Annotated in this window: 14 protein-coding genes, 1 tRNA gene and 1 pseudogene; 8 read left to right on the forward strand and 8 right to left on the reverse strand. The window is 71.8% G+C overall.

All coding sequences use genetic code 11. The features are described from left to right. Nucleotides 1-196 precede the first annotated feature (196 nt). Together MM440_RS17175 and MM440_RS01490 are read right to left on the reverse strand one after the other, a co-directional pair. Entirely contained in the window at nucleotides 197-1,492 is a 1,296-nt protein-coding gene (locus MM440_RS17175; protein WP_241441427.1) for a cytochrome P450, read from the reverse strand. Continuing rightward, nucleotides 1,489-3,009, reverse strand: coding sequence for an MFS transporter (locus MM440_RS01490; protein WP_338155599.1), 1,521 nt, complete (start codon nucleotides 3,007-3,009; stop codon nucleotides 1,489-1,491). Before MM440_RS01490 ends, MM440_RS17175 begins: the two co-directional genes overlap by 4 nt. Here MM440_RS01490 and MM440_RS01495 point away from each other — a divergent pair. Further along, nucleotides 2,957-3,223 carry a hypothetical protein gene (locus tag MM440_RS01495; protein WP_241441428.1) on the forward strand — a complete coding sequence of 89 codons (267 nt, stop codon included), beginning with the start codon at nucleotides 2,957-2,959 and terminating at the stop codon, nucleotides 3,221-3,223. The genes MM440_RS01490 and MM440_RS01495 overlap by 53 nt on opposite strands. Here the strand turns inward: MM440_RS01495 and MM440_RS01500 are convergent. Further along, nucleotides 3,210-3,908, reverse strand: a complete 699-nt coding sequence (locus MM440_RS01500) for an LppX_LprAFG lipoprotein (RefSeq protein ID WP_241441429.1) — start codon at nucleotides 3,906-3,908, stop codon at nucleotides 3,210-3,212. The genes MM440_RS01495 and MM440_RS01500 overlap by 14 nt on opposite strands. Nucleotides 3,909-4,048: 140 nt before the next feature. Here MM440_RS01500 and MM440_RS01505 point away from each other — a divergent pair. Further along, nucleotides 4,049-4,121 (forward strand) — tRNA-Arg (locus tag MM440_RS01505). A gap of 422 nt (nucleotides 4,122-4,543) precedes the next feature. Here the strand turns inward: MM440_RS01505 and MM440_RS01510 are convergent. After that, on the reverse strand, nucleotides 4,544-5,116 hold the full coding sequence (locus tag MM440_RS01510) for an arginase family protein (RefSeq protein ID WP_241441430.1): 573 nt from the start codon (nucleotides 5,114-5,116) through the stop codon (nucleotides 4,544-4,546). A gap of 38 nt (nucleotides 5,117-5,154) precedes the next feature. Then, nucleotides 5,155-5,865: pseudogene (locus tag MM440_RS01515) on the reverse strand (substrate-binding domain-containing protein); the annotation flags it as partial. Between the two features lie 284 nt (nucleotides 5,866-6,149). On the opposite strand from MM440_RS01515, the gene MM440_RS01520 reads away from it, so the two are divergent. After that, entirely contained in the window at nucleotides 6,150-7,973 is a 1,824-nt protein-coding gene (locus MM440_RS01520; protein ID WP_241441432.1) for a phosphoenolpyruvate carboxykinase (GTP), read from the forward strand. A 109-nt stretch (nucleotides 7,974-8,082) separates the two neighbouring features. On the opposite strand, the gene MM440_RS01525 is transcribed toward MM440_RS01520, so the two are convergent. After that, complete coding sequence (locus MM440_RS01525; protein ID WP_241441433.1) at nucleotides 8,083-8,994, reverse strand: hypothetical protein; 912 nt, start codon at nucleotides 8,992-8,994, stop codon at nucleotides 8,083-8,085. A gap of 12 nt (nucleotides 8,995-9,006) precedes the next feature. Here MM440_RS01525 and MM440_RS01530 point away from each other — a divergent pair, with 12 nt between their 5' ends. Further along, nucleotides 9,007-9,252, forward strand: coding sequence for a hypothetical protein (locus MM440_RS01530; protein WP_241441434.1), 246 nt, complete (start codon nucleotides 9,007-9,009; stop codon nucleotides 9,250-9,252). 223 nt (nucleotides 9,253-9,475) lie between these two features. Here the strand turns inward: MM440_RS01530 and MM440_RS01535 are convergent, their stop codons facing one another. Further along, a complete protein-coding gene (locus MM440_RS01535) occupies nucleotides 9,476-9,922 on the reverse strand; it encodes a hypothetical protein (RefSeq protein ID WP_241441435.1) in 447 nt (148 codons plus the stop codon). A gap of 205 nt (nucleotides 9,923-10,127) precedes the next feature. On the opposite strand from MM440_RS01535, the gene MM440_RS01540 reads away from it, so the two are divergent. The 4 genes from MM440_RS01540 (at nucleotide 10,128) to MM440_RS01555 (ending at nucleotide 16,256) form a co-directional block, all read left to right on the forward strand. Then, nucleotides 10,128-10,868, forward strand: coding sequence for a response regulator transcription factor (locus tag MM440_RS01540; RefSeq protein WP_277626174.1), 741 nt, complete (start codon nucleotides 10,128-10,130; stop codon nucleotides 10,866-10,868). Nucleotides 10,869-10,924: 56 nt separating this feature from the next. After that, entirely contained in the window at nucleotides 10,925-12,457 is a 1,533-nt protein-coding gene (locus MM440_RS01545) for a sensor histidine kinase (RefSeq protein WP_241441436.1), read from the forward strand. A gap of 130 nt (nucleotides 12,458-12,587) precedes the next feature. After that, nucleotides 12,588-14,729, forward strand: coding sequence for an ArnT family glycosyltransferase (locus MM440_RS01550; RefSeq protein ID WP_241441437.1), 2,142 nt, complete (start codon nucleotides 12,588-12,590; stop codon nucleotides 14,727-14,729). A 246-nt stretch (nucleotides 14,730-14,975) separates the two neighbouring features. After that, the gene (locus MM440_RS01555; RefSeq protein WP_241441438.1) at nucleotides 14,976-16,256 is read left to right on the forward strand and encodes a bifunctional glycosyltransferase family 2/GtrA family protein; all 1,281 of its coding nucleotides are present in this window, start codon (nucleotides 14,976-14,978) and stop codon (nucleotides 16,254-16,256) included. On the opposite strand, the gene MM440_RS01560 is transcribed toward MM440_RS01555, so the two are convergent. After that, the gene (locus tag MM440_RS01560; RefSeq protein WP_241441439.1) at nucleotides 16,247-17,458 is read right to left on the reverse strand and encodes an acyl-CoA dehydrogenase family protein; all 1,212 of its coding nucleotides are present in this window, start codon (nucleotides 17,456-17,458) and stop codon (nucleotides 16,247-16,249) included. The genes MM440_RS01555 and MM440_RS01560 overlap by 10 nt on opposite strands. Nucleotides 17,459-17,476 lie beyond the last annotated feature (18 nt).

A 17,476-nucleotide genomic window follows, 5' to 3' on the forward strand; every position in this document is an offset into this window, starting at 1 on the left:
GAGTGAGAATAAACTGAGGACGCTGAGCACGCCGAACGGGTGAGTTCACCCGTTCGGCCCTGCCAGGATCAGGAGAAGTCCGGCATCACGGCGCACCTCGGATCGGACAGATCCGCCCAAGCCGGCAGCAGTGAGTGCGGTCGCTGCGCGGGACGACCGCGTCAGAGCGGGGTCGGCGCCCGGCGGTGACGCCGGGTCAACGCCGGGCCGGCTCCGGGGCGACGGCACGCACGCGCAGCCGCACGTCGCGCAGCTCGAACCCCTCGACGACGGCGTCCCAGCCGATCTCGGGGTCGCGCTCGATCACGAGCGGCAGCCGCAGCAGCCGCTGCAGAAAGACGTCGCTCTCCTGCAGCGCTAGCGCGTTCCCGGGGCAGCGGTGCGCGCCGTCACCGAAGCCGAGCATCTCGGGCTTGTAGCCGGGGGGCAGCTCGCGCCCCGGGCACAGCTGCGCCGGCCCCTCGCCGGCCGGGCCCGCGCCCACCACGCGCTCGTCGAGGTCGACCTCGTGGACGGGCACCGCGACCAGCGCCCCGGCCGGGAGGACGACGGTCTGCTCGCCGCTGCCCACCTCGAGGGGTGCCGCGAGCCGGCGGTAGAGCGTGCCGATGATCGGCTCCAGCCGCAGGATCTCCAGCAGGATCGCCATCCGCTCGTCGTCGCCGCCGCCGAGGTAGCGCTCCCGCAGGGCGTCGTCGCGCAGCAGGTGCCAGGCGGCGAGCGACAGGAACTCCCGCGTGGTGACCATCCCGGCCGCGGCGTAGGTCAGGCACTCGCTGAGGATCTCGGTGGCGGAGCGGCCCTGGTCGATCAGGTGCGAGATGACGTCGTCGCGCCGCCTGGCCCTGCGGGCCCGGACAGCAGGACGCACGTCGGACAGGTAGAACCGGCCCATCGGCAGCAGCGAGCGCAGCGCCGTCAGCCCCGCCGTCAGCCGGGCGAGCCGTCCCGCCGCCTCCGGCTTCTCGCCCGAGCCGGACGTGGGCGAGAGCACGCCGAGCGACCCGCTGAAGAAGACCTCGAGCCGCCGGGTCATGCCCTCGCGGTCCGAGTCGGTCAGCCCCACGACCTGCGCCGCGATGTCGACCGAGTATCGCAGCGCGACGTCCGCGAGGTCGGCCTCCCCCGCCGCCTCGATCTCGGCGACCAGCTCGTCCGCCCGCTGCTCCATCAGGTCGCGATAGCGCCGGGTCACCGTGGTGGGGGCGAAGTAGCGCCCGATCGAGGTGCGGGCCGCGCGGTGCTCGTCACCGTCCAGGTAGAGCACGGGGTAGCGCATCCCGGTCACGCCCGTCCGCACGGCGTCGGCCTGGAAGCCCGCCTGCAGGGTGCCCCGGCTGCGCAGCAGCTCGCGCGCCACCGCCGCCGAGCGCACGTGCCACACGCCGGCCACGAGCTCTACCGGAGCGGTCCGGTCGTGCCCCGGCGAGGGAGCCCGCGGGACCAGCCGGTCGTCGGGACGGGGGCAGGCAGCAGGGCGGGGTGCGTTCACCCGTCCAGCCTAGGCACCCGGGCCGGCATCGTGAGACCCAGCCCGGCGCCGATCAGTGCCGCGATCGCGCCACCGCGCAGGACCCACTGCACCTGGACGATGCCGGCCGTGACCAGGGCGCGGGTGTCCGTGCGGTCGGGCAGCGCGGCCACCGCGGCGTAGTAGGCGTGCAGCCCGACGGCGGTGAGCAGCCCGAGGCCGACGACCATGCCGGTCATCCGGGCGACCACGACCAGGGACGACGCGGTGCCGTGCGCGTGCTCGGGGGCTGCGTCGAGCGCGGCCTCGTTGAGCGGGGCGAGGGTCAGCCCGAGCCCCAGCCCGGCGGCGGCCAGCACCAGCGTGGCGACGCCCTGCTCCAGCGACCCGCTCCCCCAGGTCCCCATGACGGCGAGAGCGGCCGCGGCCAGGACCAGGCCGACCGCCGTGACCCGGCCGGCCGCGAGGCGACGCAGCGCGAGTCCGCCGAGCAGCGCCCCGACGGGGACGGCGACGAGGAAGCGCAGCCGCGTGCCGGCGGCCCGCACCTCGTCCCCACCCAGCGTCAGCCGGGCGAGCACCGGCACGTCGACCACCACGGCGACCAGCGCCGCGCCGACGCACCAGCTCGCCCCCAGGGTCCGCCAGCCGCCGCGCCCGAGCGTCCCCCGGGGCACCAGCGGATCGGCCGCGCGGCGGTGCCGCCATCCGTAGCCCGCGGCGCTCACCACCGCCACCGGCAGCAGGGCCCACCCCGGTGGTCCCACCACCTCGCGCGCGGGATCGGAGGCCGCGAAGGTCAGCACCAGGGCGCCGAGCGCGCCCCCGAGCAGCAGCGCCCCGGGGAGATCGACCCGCCGGACCGTCGCCCACCACCACCGACCGCCGGTCACCGCGAGGAGCGCCAGGCCGCCGACCAGCAGGGCCGCGGCGGCCACCCCGAGGGGCGTCGCCAGGCGCGACGGCGAGGACCCCAACGGGACGAACGGCGTCCCGAGCGTCAGGTCCATGACCAGTCGTCGGGGTGCCCAGAGCGCCAGCAGCCCGCATCCGATGCCGAACAGGGCGACCGCCCAACCGACCTGGTGCAGCGGTCCGGCTCCCGGGTGCGGCGGGCGCTGGTCCGGTGTGCTCTGGTCCGGTGTCCTCTGGTGCGCCGACCCTGGTCTCGGCGCCGGCCTGGACGGCTTCGCCCCCGACCTCGCCGCCGCGAGTGCGAGCGCCGCCGCGAGGGCCAGGCCGACCACGGCGCCGAACCAGAAGATCGCCCGCCAGTCCGCCACGGCGAGCACCGCCGCGCCGAGGACCGGGCCGAGCACGCTGCCCATCTCCTGCACGGCACCGACCACCCCGAGCGGCAGGCCGCGCCGACGCGGCGGCCACAGGTCGGCCACGAGGGCCAGCGTGGCCGGCACCAGACCTCCCCCGCCGACCCCTTGCAGGACCCGACCCGCGACCAGGACCGGGAGGTCTACGGCGAGGGCGGTGACGACCGAGGACGAAGAGCAGCAGGCAGGCGCGCAGGACGCGGCCGCGATCCACCAGGTCGGCCAGCCGCCCGATGAGCGGCAGCGTGGCGACGTAGCCGAGCAGGAATCCCGAGATGATCGGCGCGGCCCGCTGCAGCTGGTCGATCCCGAGACCGACGCCGGCCATCATGTCCGGCAGCGCGAGGACGACGACGTAGGTGTCGGCCGCCGCGAGGGCTACACCGAGGCAGGCGAGCGCGAGCAGCAGCCTAGGGCGCGGTGATCGACGCCGGCTGGCCATAGTCGGCGAGGCGCAAGGTGTAGGTCGACGTCGTCCCGGGGTAGAGCTCACCGGTGAGGCTCACGGTCCGCAGCTCGTGCTCGGGGGCGACCCCGAAGGTCGCCTGGTAGGTCTTGGTCGCGTCCCCGACCCGCAGCAGGTTGCGCACCTGCCCACCCGGGACCGTCGCGGTGTAGACATCGAGCACGTCCTGCCCGTCGCGCACCTGCTCACCCTGCTTGACGCCGGTCGTCCCGGCAAACAGGTAGGCGATCCCGGTGTCGGGGTTGAAGAAGGTCGCGGGGTTGGGCGCGCCCAGCTTCGCCAGGTCGGCCTTCTCGAAGGTCGGGGTGAACAGCTTGAGCCAGGTGTCCCTGCCGATGGCGATGACGTCGATGGTGGCGCTCGTGCCCTGCACCCGCCCGGTCACCGTGCCGGCGAACTTCGGCGTGACCTTGTCGATCACGCCCGTGCCGGTCGCGCCACTCACCCCGTTGGCCGTCGTCGGGATCCCCTCGCTCGTCAGGGCCAGGTGCACCGACTTCGCCGCCACGAAGGCGTCGCGGGTCTTGCCCAGCGCCACCGTCGGGTCCTCGCTCGTCGAGGGCGACGGGTCACCGACCCCGCCCGAGCACGCGGCGAGCAGCAGGACGCTCAACGGCAGGCTGACCAGCACGGCACGACGCATGGGCACACCCTCTCACGGTGGGCTCACCCCGTGGGGCGCACCGCAGGGCCGCCCTCCCGCCCCGTCACCGATTTCCGCTGCGGTGCTCGCACCCGGTATAGTTCCTAGTCGTTGCGCACTGCTCCGGCGGTGCCACGCCAGCACCCGTAGCTCAACGGATAGAGCATCTGACTACGGATCAGAAGGTTAGGGGTTCGAATCCCTTCGGGTGCGCTCTGTGTTGAGACAGAAGCAAAGGCCCTGGCCAGCGGAGACGCTCGCCGGGGCCTTTCGCATGCCCCGGCCGGTGCGCCCGCAGCGACACTGACAGCCCCGCGTGCAGCAACGCTGAGCCCCACGCGTCGTCACGGCAGTGCCGGCGTGACCAACCGCCGTCTCGGTGCCCAACCGCCGTCTCGGCGACGCGCGGCAGGCCCCAACTGGCCTATCGGACCCGGTGGCGCATCGAGACAGCAGATGTCGGACACGACACGCCGTAGAGCTGTCCGACATCTACCGTCTCGATGGCACCCCAGCCCTGTCGCGTCCGGACGTCATGACCGACCCGGCACATGCGGCACGCCTCGCCGGGGTCGAGGGGGTGCTGACCGCCGACACGGCACGTGCGGCTCAGCGAGCGGCATCGGTCGATGCCCTCACTGCCTGGGGTGGGCGCCCAGCAACGGGAAACCGGCCAGGAGCTTCTGCAGCTGCATCACCTGGCGAGGGATGTACTCGGCGATGGTCAGGCCGACCACGTCCACCGCGGCGTCGACGTCGGCGACCACGCGGCGCGCCTCGGCGCGGGTGAGGCCCCCGAGATCGGCGCCCAGACCCAACCGGACCTCGTCGGCGTCGATGGTGTCGACGTCGAAGTGGATCGCCACCTTCGTCGCGCCGGTCGAGGCGAGCCAGTCGAGCAACGCCGTGCTGTCGGACCGTAGCGCGTCCGGCTCGATCACCGTCAGACCCCACTCGTCCGCGATCGCCGGGAGGGCCGGGTCGGTCCAGTCGTGCATCCCGACCAGGGCCACCCGGTCGGCGGGGATGGTGGCGGGGAGCAGGTCGAGCAGCTCGGGGTCGCCGTGCCCGGTCAACGCCGACACCACCATGGCGTGGTAGCCCGGGTACGGCGAGTCACCGGTGCCCATGTCGGGGTGGGAGTCGATCCACAGGACCGCCAGGACGTCGCCGGTGCGGACCTGCAGGGTTCTCGGCTCTCTCCTCACCTGGTGACCCGGCTGGGCAGGGACGGGACCGGCACGGACTACACCGGGTGGTCTGGCTGCGAGCTGCGCCGGACGACCAGCTCGGGGGCGAACTGCACGTGCTCGTGGGTGTGCGGCCGGCCCTCGTCCAGGGCGGCGACCTCGTCGAAGAGCAGCTCGGCCGCCCGCCGGCCCAGCCGCGCCCGGGGCTGTCGCACGGACGACAGCGGCACGGCGGCGACCGCGGCGAACAGGATGTCGTCGTACCCGACGATCGCGACATCGTCCGGCACCCGTAGACCGTGTGTCACGCACCCCTGCAGCACACCGATGGCGAGCAGGTCGTTGAGAGCGAAGACGGCGGTCGGCCGTTCGGCGTCGGGCAGCCCGGCGAGCTCGCCGGCGGCGGCTACCCCGGACGCGATGTCGAGGGCGGCCGTAGAGACGTGGAGCAGCAGGGCGTCGGATCGGCGGGCCCCGAGCGCCAGCTCAGCGCCGAGGCGGCGGTCCTGCACCTGCTGCAGGCTGCTCGGTCCGCCGACGACGGCGATCCGCTCGTGCCCCAGGTCGAGCAGGTGGCTCGCGGCGAGCCGGCCGCCCTCCACGTCGTCGACGGACACCGAGCAGAAGTTGGTGTACTTGCCCGCCCGATCGACCAGCACCACCGGGATGCCGCGCCGCTGCAGGTCCTCGGCCCGGGGGGTGACCCCCTCGATCGGCGCGTAGAGCACGCCCTGGCTGCAAGCAACCAAAATGAAACGTTCAATCTGCGCTTGCTGCGATCCGAGCCGATCCTAGTGATTCGTTTCAATAGCCCGCACAGGATCCCCTCACCCGGCTCTCGCCCACGGACCACGACGCGATCCAGGTCACACCGGCTGTGATCCTGGCCCTAAACTGCGCACCCTGTCGGGCGCGCCGTGGTAGAGGTCGGCTACCGTCATTGGTATGGATTAGGGCTTCTGCCGCGGGGCCGCCCAGCCCCCAGGGGCCCGTTGCGACTTGCACACCGCCGATGGCCGCAGCGAAGCGGCAACGAAGGGATGGCTCTACCATGACCACCACGCAGTCCGACACCGCTCGCACGTCCCACCCGAAGCTGGCCGCCTGGGTCGACGAGGTCGCCGCACTCACCCAGCCCGACGAGGTCTACTGGGTCACCGGCACGACCGAGGAGATCGACCGGATCAACCAGGAGCTGGTCGACGCGGGCACCTTCATCAAGCTCGACGAGTCCAAGAAGCCGAACTCCTACTGGTGCGCGTCCGACCCCACCGACGTGGCCCGGGTCGAGGACCGCACCTACATCTGCTCCGAGAAGGAGGAGGACGCCGGCTTTACCAACAACTGGATGGCGCCGGACGAGATGCGCGCGACCATGACCGAGCTCTACCGCGGCTCCATGAAGGGCCGCACCATGTACGTCATCCCCTTCGTCATGGGTCACCTCGAGGCGGACCAGCCGATGTTCGGCGTAGAGCTCACCGACTCGCCCTACGTCGTGGTCAACATGAAGATCATGGCCCGCATCGGTGACGAGGTCCTGCGCAAGATGGAGGAGACCGACGCCGACTTCGTTCAGTGCCTGCACTCCGTCGGCGCTCCGCTCGAGCCCGGCCAGCAGGACGTGCCGTGGCCGTGCAGCGACACCAAGTACATCTCGCACTTCCCCGAGACCCGAGCGATCTGGTCCTACGGCTCCGGCTACGGCGGCAACGCCCTGCTCGGCAAGAAGTGCTACGCCCTGCGCATCGCCTCGGCGATCGCCCGCGACGAGGGCTGGATGGCCGAGCACATGCTCATCCTCAAGCTCACCTCCCCCGAGGGGAAGACCTACTACGTCGCCGGCGCCTTCCCGTCGGCCTGCGGCAAGACCAACCTCGCGATGCTCGAGCCCACCATCCCCGGCTGGAAGGCCGAGATGGTCGGTGACGACATCTCCTGGATGCGCTTCGGCGAGGACGGTCGGCTCTACGCCGTCAACCCCGAGTTCGGTCTGTTCGGTGTCGCCCCCGGCACCGGTGAGTCGACCAACCCCAGCGCGATGGCGACCATCGACAAGGGCAACTCGATCTTCACCAACGTCGCCCGCACCAAGGACGGCGACGTGTGGTGGGAGGGCATGACCGTCGAGAAGCCCGCCGAGCTCATCGACTGGCTCGGCGAGGAGTGGACCCCCGACAACGGCAAGAAGGCGGCCCACCCCAACGCCCGGTTCACCACCCCGGCCAAGCAGTGCCCGATGATGGCTCCGGAGTACGACAGCCCCAACGGCGTCCCGATCGACGTGATCCTCTTCGGTGGCCGGCGCGCGACGACGGTCCCCCTGGTCTACCAGTCCCGCGACTGGAACCACGGCACCTTCCTCGGCGCGACCCTCTCCTCGGAGACCACCGCGGCCGCCGCCGGCGCCGTGGGCGTCGTGCGCCGCGACCCGATGGCGATGCTGCCGTTCATCGGCTACAACGCCGGCGACTACGTCAACCACTGGATCGAGATCGGCAAGTCCGCGGACGCCGACAAGCTGCCGAAGATCTTCCAGGTCAACTGGTTCCGCAAGGACGAGAACGGCGCGTTCGTGTGGCCCGGCTTCGGCGACAACTCGCGCGTGCTGAAGTGGGTCGTCGAGCGCCTCGAGGGCAAGGTCGACGGCGTCGACTCCCCCATCGGCATCCTGCCCAAGCCAGAGGACATCGACACCGACGGCCTGGACCTCACCCCCGAGCAGGTCGCCGTCGCCGTCGAGTACGACGAGGCCGGCTGGGAGAAGGAGCTCCCGATGATCGAGGAGTGGTTCGCCAAGTTCGGCGACAGCCTCCCCAACGAGCTCAACCTCGAGCTGGACACCCTGCGCGAGCGGATCGGCGCCAAGGCCTGATCCCCTTCCCGCACAGCGCTTGACAGCGCACCAGCACGGCACAGAGCAGCAGGCCCGCCCCCTCGGGGCGGGCCTGCTGCTGTGATCAGGACGAGTCGCTGCCGATGGGTCAGCCGGCCTGGTGCTGGTAGGGCACCCGCTCCCACGAGAGCGGCTCGGCCGCACCGGGGCGGTTGACGGTGAACTTCAGCCAGTCCTTGTTGTTGCTGGAGCCGTCGACGGTGATCCGCTGCAGGTTGTCGGCCGACCCCGAGACCCCGTAGGTCGTCAGCCAGCTCGAGCCGGTGGCGAGCGGCTTGTCGGTGTTGTAGACGTGGCTGTCGCCGTTGACGAGGTAGACCGGACCGTCGAACGTCGCGGACTCGTCGATCAGCGCCTGCACGAGCGGCTTGAACGCCGAGATGTCGTTCCACGTCGGCGTGTAGCTCGGGTCGAACATGTCGGCCTGCAGCAGCACCATCACCGCGCGGTCGTTCTTCCGCCGGGCGTCGGCAAAAGCATTGTGCACCACCGGGATCGCGTTCGCCATGCGGGCCTTCTCCTCGGCGGCCTGCTGGGGCGTGGCGGTCGTCTGCCCGATGCCGGTCCACGGCTGCAGGTCGTCGTTGCTCCCGACCACGTGGATCACCGCGAAGTCGATGCCCTGCTTGCGCAGGTTGACGTTCTCGGGGAAGCCGGCGTTCGCCTGCGAGGCGACCTTCATCGGCGCCCCCAGCGTGGTGCCCGGGTTGCTGAAGAACACGGAGCGGTCGTAGGCGAGGCGCTCCAGCGGGTTGTAGGAGCCGTTGTTGGCCCGGTGGCAGTCGGTCCACTCGTTGTCGCCCGGGGTGTAGATGAACGGGCTGGTGAAGCGGTTGAACTGGGTCTTGATCATGGCGTAGTACGGGTCGTCGCAGCGGGTCGACCCGTTCTTGATGTCGCCGACGTGGAAGGTCACCGCCGGCTTGGCGGCGTTGATCTCGTCGACCCAGGTCGGGAAGGCCGCGATCTGGGCCGCGCCGTAGGGCACGTCGCCGATCACGGCGAACGAGTAGTGGCCGGGCTTCTGCTGGCCGGGCGGGGTGTCCGCCGCGGCCGAGGCGACCGGGCCGACGACGGCGGTCGCGCCGGCGACCGCTCCGGTGAGGGCGAGTGCGGCCAGGCCGAGCCGGCGCGGCGGCTCGTGGTGGTGCTGCCGGTGGTGGTGCTGCCGGTGGTGGACGTGCGGGGGCGGGGGGAGGTGTGCGTCATGCTGGACACTCTGATCCTCGGCCGGTGCCGCCGGGTGTGGCGGCGATGAACGTTGGCCGACCGTTTCGTGACGGCAGCGGGCCCGCCGCTCGATCGCTCGAGGACGGGCCCGCTGGTGTCTGACTTCGCATCTGCGTTCGCGGCCGGCGTGGACCGGCCCTCCCGCCAGGGTTCGTGAGGCGCCTCCTGCTGGTCGTCGGATCTCGGTCCGCGGTGCGTCCACCGCTGCTACACCTGTCGAACGGGTAGCCCGCCGTGCCCGGTTCCGGCGTTCAGCGAACTGCCAGGCTGGGGTCCTGGCCCTGCTGGCCCTGCTGGCCCTGCTGCGGCACACCGCCCGGCAGCTGACCCTGCTGACCCGGACCGCCCTGGCCGCCGGGGCCGAAGCCGCCCGGGCCGCCGCGACCGCCATGACCGAAACCACCAGGACCCCGGCCGTCCTGCTGGGACTGGGCGTTGAGGGCGGGGGTAGCTGCCGCCACGGCACCCGCACCGATGCCGCCGATGCCGAGCGCCATGGCCGCGACGACCGCGGTCTTCTTGCCGGACCAGCGCGGCGGGGCGACGGCGGGGGCCACCGAGCCGGCCGGGGCTACGTGCTCCACCGGCTTCGTGACGGGGCTCTGCGGCACCGGCTGGGTCTGGTCGGGGCTCTCGTACCACTGCCCCGGTGTGTGCCCCTGGGTGGTCTGGTCCGACCTCGGGCGGTCGTCGTTCATCGCGTCTCCTTCAGCGTGCGGGTGCTCCCTCGAGCCGAGGGATCGTTGCTGCCACGCTGCGGGCCGCGCCTGTGGCGAGACTGTGCCGGACGTGTCGGCCCGCTGAGGCCTGGTGCGCCGACCACACTCCGAGACGGCTCACAGGCTCCCCATAGGGAAGGCCTACGAGTCGTACAGTCGGTGCACCAAGAGTGGAGGAATGGACATGACTACTCGCCCGGGCACCGCTCCCGCCCTGACCCGCCTCGACGGCTCGCCCGTCCGGGTCCTCGTCGTCGACGACGAGGCCAACCTCGCCGAGCTCCTCAGCATGGCGCTGCGCTACGAGGGCTGGGAGGTCAGGACCGCCGGCACCGGCATGGGCGCCGTCCGGGCGGCCCGCGAGTTCGAGCCCGACGCCGTCGCGCTCGACATGATGCTCCCCGACTTCGACGGGATGGAGGTGCTGCGTCGCATGCGCGCCGACAACCCCAACGTCCCGGTCCTGTTCCTCACCGCCAAGGACGCCGTCGAGGACCGGGTCGCCGGCCTCACCGCCGGCGGGGACGACTACGTCACCAAGCCCTTCTCGCTCGAGGAGGTCGTGGCGCGGCTGCGGGCGCTGATGCGCCGCACCGTCGTCTCCACCGAGGAGTCCGACTCCCTCCTCGTCGTCGGTGACCTCACGATGGACGAGGACAGCCACGAGGTGACTCGCGCCGGCGACCAGATCAACCTCACCGCAACGGAGTTCGAGCTGCTGCGCTACCTCATGCGCAACCCCAAGCGGGTGCTCTCCAAGGCCCAGATCCTGGACCGCGTGTGGAACTACGACTTCGGTGGCCAGGCCAACGTCGTCGAGCTCTACATCTCCTACCTCCGCAAGAAGATCGACGTCGGCCGCGATTCGATGATCCACACCATGCGCGGCGTCGGCTACGTCCTCAAGCCCGCGGCCGGCGCCTGAGTCGAGATGACGCCCAAGGACATTCGGTAGACCCCTCCATACGTTCGCGAGCGCCCATGAGTCCAAGCAGCTGGTCCCTCACGACCAAGCTCATCGCCTCGGTCGTCGCCCTGTTCATCGCCGTGACCGTGGCGATCGCCGGGGCGACGGTCGTGACGATGAACCATGTCCTCGAGGGCCAGGTGGCCCAGCAGCTCCAGGGCCAGACCCGGCGTATCAGCGACGAGGCCAACGGCATCGGGAGCGGTCGGGGCGGCCGCGGCTTCGACGAGTGCAGCGCGCCGACCTCGAACTCGTTGCCGCCCAACTCCGGTGACGGCGTGGTCCGGCTGTGCGTCACCGGCGACCAGATCCTCACCGCCTACAGCCTGAAGGAGCGCACGGTCAGCAGCCTCGACGCCGACCAGGTCGCCACGCTGACCGGTGCGGGCGTCACGGGCCAACCCCGCGCCATCGACCTCGGGGGCGACCTCGGCCGATATCTGGTGCAGGCCAACACCGTTCGCCTGCTGGCGACCGACACGTCCACCGGCTCGAGCACGGTCAAGACCGTGACGATCTACACCGGTCTGCCGCTGGCCCAGGCCCGCGAGGCGACCGACCAGCTGCTCAAGACGATCACCATGGCCTCCCTGTGCGGCCTGTTTCTCGTCGGTCTCGGCGGCACCTGGCTGGTCCGGCGAAACCTTTTGCCGCTCAAGCGAGTTGCCGCCACAGCCAACAAGGTGTCCGCCATGGACCTGGCCGAGGGCGAGGTCGCCCTCGCCGAGCGCGTCCCGGAGGCAGACACCAACACCCGCACCGAGGTGGGGCAGGTCGGCTACGCCCTGAACTCGTTGCTCGACAACGTCGGTGAGGCGCTGAACGCCCGCCACCAGTCAGAGATGCGGGTGCGCCAGTTCGTCGCGGACGCGTCGCACGAGCTGCGCACCCCGCTCGCGAGCATCCGCGGCTACGCCGAGCTGTCCCGCCGCGAGCCGGCACCCGTGCCGCAGGCCGTCCGACACGCCCTGGACCGCATCGAGTCCGAGGCCAAGCGGATGACCACGCTCGTCGAGGACCTGCTGCTGCTCGCGCGCCTCGACGCCGGCCGCCCGCTCGAGCACCAGCCGGTCGACCTGTCCCTGCTGGTCCTCGAGACCGTCGGCGACATCCAGGCCGCCGGGCCCGACCACGTCTGGCGGCTCGAGCTGCCCGACGAGGCGGTCGAGACGGTGGGTGACCGGGGCCGCCTGCAGCAGGTCCTGGTCAACCTGCTGGCCAACGCGCGCAACTACACGCCCGCCGGCACCAGCGTCACGACGTCGCTGCGGGCAGCCGGCGGCAAGGCCGTCATCACGGTCGCCGACACCGGTCCCGGCATCTCGGCCGACTTGCTACCCAAACTTTTTCACCGCTTCACGCGTGGCGACACCGCCCGCAACCGCGCCGCCGGCTCGACCGGTCTCGGCCTGTCGATCGTCGACGCCGTCGTCAAGGCGCACCACGGCACGGTCTCGGTCGCGAGCGAACCCGGCTCCACGGTCTTCACCGTCACCCTGCCGCTGCGGCCGACCTGGGCCGAGCCGCGCGACGACGTCTCGGCGTGAGCCGGCACGCCTTCCGGGCGTGACCCGCGACGCCTTCCGGGCGTGACCGCTTGCCCACCCCGGCAGATCCCGAAGCCACGCCAAAGCGCCTCCACAGCAACGGCATAGCCGCCGCGGCGAGGGTTGCACCATGGACACCATCACCCTCGACCGGACGGCCAGCGGCCCTGCGCCCGTCGCTCCGGCACCCGACACCAGGGCGAGCTCCTCGCCCGCCCGTGGACGACTCCAACGGCTGTGGCGCGGACCGGAGCAGGACCCCTCGTGGGCCCGCCCGGCCCTGCTGGGGCTGCTGTTCACCACCGCCCTGCTCTACCTCTACAACCTCACCGCGAGCGGTTACGCCAACGCGTTCTACTCGGCGGCCGTGCAGGCGGGCAGCCAGTCCTGGGAGGCGTTCTTCTACGGCTCCTCCGACGCGGGCAGCTCCATCACCGTCGACAAGCCCCCCGCCTCGCTGTGGCTGATGGCGCTCTCGGTGCGGCTGCTCGGGCTCAACTCGTTCGCGATCCTGCTGCCCGAGGTGCTCATGGGCATCGCGTCGGTCGGGGTGCTCTACGCAGCCGTGAAGCGCTGGTTCGGCGCCGCTGCCGGACTCCTCGCGGGCGCCGTGCTCGCCCTGACGCCCGTCGCGGTGCTGATGTTCCGCTTCAACAACCCGGACGCGCTGCTCACCCTGCTGATGACGCTCGGCGCGTGGGCCACCGGCAAGGCGATCTCCGAGGGCCGCGCCCGCATGCTGGTCTGGACCGGCATCTTCCTCGGCTTCGGCTTCCTCACCAAGACCCTCCAGGTCTTCCTCGTGCTCCCGGCGTTCGCCGCGGCCTACCTCTACGCGGCCGACACGACGCTCGGGAAGCGCATCAAGCACCTGTTGCTCGCCGGTCTCGCGATGGTAGTCTCGGCCGGCTGGTGGGTCGCGATCGTTGAGCTGGTGCCCGCCTCCATGCGGCCCTACATCGGTGGCTCGCAGACGAACTCGTTCCTCGAGCTGACCTTCGGCTACAACGGTTTCGGACGCCTCACCGGCAACGAGACCGGGTCGGTCGGTGGTGGCGGTGGCACCGGCGGCAACTGGGGCAGCACCGGCATCACCCGCCTGTTCGACGCCGAGATCGGCGGTCAGATCTCGTGGCTCATCCCGTCCGCGCTCGTGCTCCTCGTGGTGGGAGTCCTGTTGCGCGGCAAGGCCCCCCGCACCGACGGTCGGCGCGCGGCCTACATCATCTGGGGCGGCTGGCTGCTCGTCACCATGGTGACCTTCTCGTTCATGGCCGGCATCTTCCACGCCTACTACACCGTAGCCCTCGCCCCGGCCGTCGCGGCCGTCGTCGCCATCGGTGCCAAGGAGGCCTGGGACGCCCGCAGCCGTCTCCTCGGCTCGGTAACCCTCGCCGCAGCGACCGGGCTCGCGGCGTGCTGGTCCTTCGTGCTCCTTTCTCGCAGCGCCGATTTCGTGCCGTGGCTGAAGTGGCTCGTCATCGTCGTCGGCCTCACCGCCGCCGTGCTGCTCCTCGTCATCGACAAGATCCACGCGAAGGCCGTCCCCGCGGTCGTCGCCGCCGCCCTCGCGGCCTCGCTCGCCGGACCCGCGGCCTACTCGCTGCAGACCGTGTCGACCGGCCACACCGGCTCGATCGTCACCGCCGGCCCCACCGTCGCCGGCGCCAACGGCGGTCCTGGCGGTCAGGGCGGTCCGGGTGGCCAGGGTGGTCCTGGCGGCCAGGGTGGCCAGATGGGCACCCCGCCCCAGCAGGGCACCGGCACCACGGGCACCGGCACCGGCACGACCGGGAACACCGGCACGACCGGCGGCACGGGCACCACTGGCACCGGCACGACCGATGGCACCGGCCGCGGGACGGGTGGTGGCATGGGCGGCCTCCTCGACGCCTCCGAGGCCAGCCCGGCCGTCGTCGCCGCCCTACAGGCCAACGCCTCGAGCTACACCTGGGCGGCCGCCGCGGTCGGCTCGCAGAACGCCGCGGGCCTGCAGCTGTCCTCCGGCGAGGCCGTCATGGCGATCGGTGGGTTCAACGGCACCGACCCAAGCCCGACGCTGGCGCAGTTCCAGGCCTACGTGACCAGCGGGCAGATCCACTACCTGCTGGCCTCCTCCGGCGCGGGTGGTCAGTCCGGCTCGGGCACGGCCAGCCAGATCCTCGCCTGGGCGAAGGCCAACTACACGCAGGTCACCATCGGCAGCCAGACGTTCTACGACTTCACGCAGCCGTTGACGTCGGGGACCGCGAGCTCGACCGCCACCTCCTGACCGGCGGGCACCGCTCACCGGCGGTCGCCACCGGCCTGCGCCCCGGCCCGCGCCACCGAACCGGCAGATGTCGGACACGTTCACGGCGTGTCGTGTCCGACATCTGCACTCTCGGCGCGGGCCGGCGGCCCAGCACCTCCACCACGCACCACGCACCACGCACCACGCAGACCCCACGACACCCCACGCACCACGCCGACCTCACGCCCACGACACACCGCACACCCCGTCACGGAAGGCCCCACCATGACCACCCCGACCCCTTCGCCCGTCGTCCTGGACGTCGTGATCCCGGTCTACAACGAGCAGGTGACGCTGCGGGCCTGCGTGCGCCGACTCGTCGACCACCTGCAGGTGCACTTCGCCTACCCGTTCCAGGTGACCATCGCGGACAACGCCTCCACCGACGAGACCTGGGCGGTGGCGCGCGAGCTCGAGGCCACGCTGCCGACGGTGCGCGCCGTCCACCTGGACGCCAAGGGTCGCGGCCGGGCGCTGAAGTCCGTCTGGCTGGCCTCCCCCGCCACCGTCCTCGCCTACATGGACGTCGACCTGTCCACCGACCTCGACGCCCTGCTGCCGCTCGTCGCTGCGCTCATGAGTGGGCACAGCGACGTCGCGATCGGCACCCGGCTCGCCCGCCAGTCACGGGTAGAGCGTGGGGCCAAGCGCGAGCTCATCTCCCGGTCCTACAACCTGCTGCTGCGAGCGGGTCTCGGCGCCGAGTTCTCCGACGCCCAGTGCGGATTCAAGGCGATCCGGGCCGACGTGGCGCGCGAGCTGCTCCCCCTGGTCGAGGACACCAGCTGGTTCTTCGACACCGAGCTGCTCGTCCTCGCCGAGCGGTGCGGGCTGCGCATCCACGAGGTGCCCGTCGACTGGTACGACGACCCCGACAGCCGCGTCGACATCGTCCGCACGGCGGCCGACGACCTCGCGGGGATCCGCCGCGTGCGACGGTCCTTGCGGCAGAGCACAACTCGCGACGAGCTCACCCGCATCAACCGCGCGATGGGCCGCCGGCGACCCGGTGCGCGCCTGGGCACCCAGCTCGCCCGGTTCGCCACCATCGGGGTCGGGTCCACCGTCCTGCACCTCGGCCTGTTCGCCGCCCTGCGGCTGCCGCTCGGCTCCGCCATGCTCGCGAACCTGGTCGCCCTGCTCGTCGCGACGATCGCCAACACGGCGGCCAACCGCGCCTGGACCTTCGAGGTGCGCGGCGCGCAGGACCGCCTCAAGCACCAGCTCCAAGGGCTGACGATCTTCGGGATCACTTGGGCCGCAACGTCTCTCGGGCTGCTCGCCCTGCACGCGCTCGCTCCGACCGCACCGGTCGCCGTCGAGACCGCGGTCGTCGCCGTGATGAATGTCGTGTCGACCCTGGTGCGGTTCGTCGCGCTCCGCGCCTGGATGGGCGGGGAGCAGACCGACGCCGGCTACTTCGTGATCGACGCCGCCGACCAGCCTCGGACCGAGCCCGGCCCGGTCTCCGAGCCGACGACGCGGCTCGCGCTGGTTCAGGAGTAGCGGCGCAGCTCGCGGCGAGCGACGGCGAGCAGGTGCACCTCGTCCGGCCCGTCCTGCAGCCGCAGCATCCGCGCATAGCTGTAGAGCTCGGGCAGCATCGTGTCCGGCCCCACCCCGAGCGCGCCGAGGGCCTGCATCGACCGGTCGACCACCGCGCCGGCCATCGCCGGTGCGACGACCTTGAGCTGGGAGACGGCGGTGGCGGTGCGCTCGTCGTCGCGGTCCATGAACCACGCGGCGCGCAGCGCGAGCATCCGGGCCTGGTCGATCTCGATGCGGGAGCGGCCGATCCACTCCTGCACCAGGCCGTGCTGGCCAAGGACCCGGCCGCCGGACACGCGGTGCTGGACCCGCTCCGCCATCAGGTCGAACGCCCGCTCCGCCACCCCCACGAGTCGTAGACCGTGCAGCAGCCGAGAGGGGTTCATCCGCTCCTGGGCGAGGCTGTAGCCGCCGTGCCAGTCGCCGACCAGGTTGGCCCGGGGCACCCGGACCTCGTCGAGCACGATGTCGGCGTGCCCGCCGATGATCGGGTCGGCCTGGCCGAGCAGGGTGAGGTTGCGGCTGATCCGCAGCCCGGGCGCGTCCCGCGGCACGATGACGAGCGAGTGCTGGCGGTGCCGCATCGCCTGGGGTGCGCTCTGCGCCATGACGAGCAGGAACGCGCAGTCGGGGGCCATCGCCCCGGTCGTCCACCACTTGTGACCGGTGAGGACGAGCTCGTCGCCCTCCTCGCGCACCTGGGTGGCGATGTTGTGGGCGTCCGACGAGGCGACGCCCGGCTCGGTCATCGCGATGGCCGAGCGGATCGTGCCGTCGGCGAGCGGCCGCAGCCACTGCTCCTGCTGCTCCGGGGTGCCGTGCGCGGCGAGCAGGCGCATGGTGCCGACGTCGGCGCCGATCGAGTTCATCGCGGTGGGCGCGAGGTGGGGCGACCGGCCCGACGCCTCGGCGACCGGTGCCGCGTCGAGGGCGCCGAGGCCCTGGCCCCACGGCTCGGGCACCCACAGGTCCCAGAGGCCCAGCTCGCGCGCGGTGTCGCGCAGCCGGTCCACGACGGGCAGGCGGTCCCACTGATGCTCCGGCGGCCGCGCGGCCGCCTCGTCGCGGGCGACCGGCTCGGCGGGGATGACCTCGTCCTCGACGAAGGTGAGGGCCGCCTCGATCAGTCGGGCCTGGGTCGGTGAGTACGCAAGATCCACCCCCCGAGGGTATGTGAC

The organism is Arsenicicoccus piscis (assembly GCF_022568835.1).
In the GTDB taxonomy this organism is placed as follows: Bacteria; Actinomycetota; Actinomycetes; order Actinomycetales; family Dermatophilaceae; genus Arsenicicoccus; species Arsenicicoccus piscis.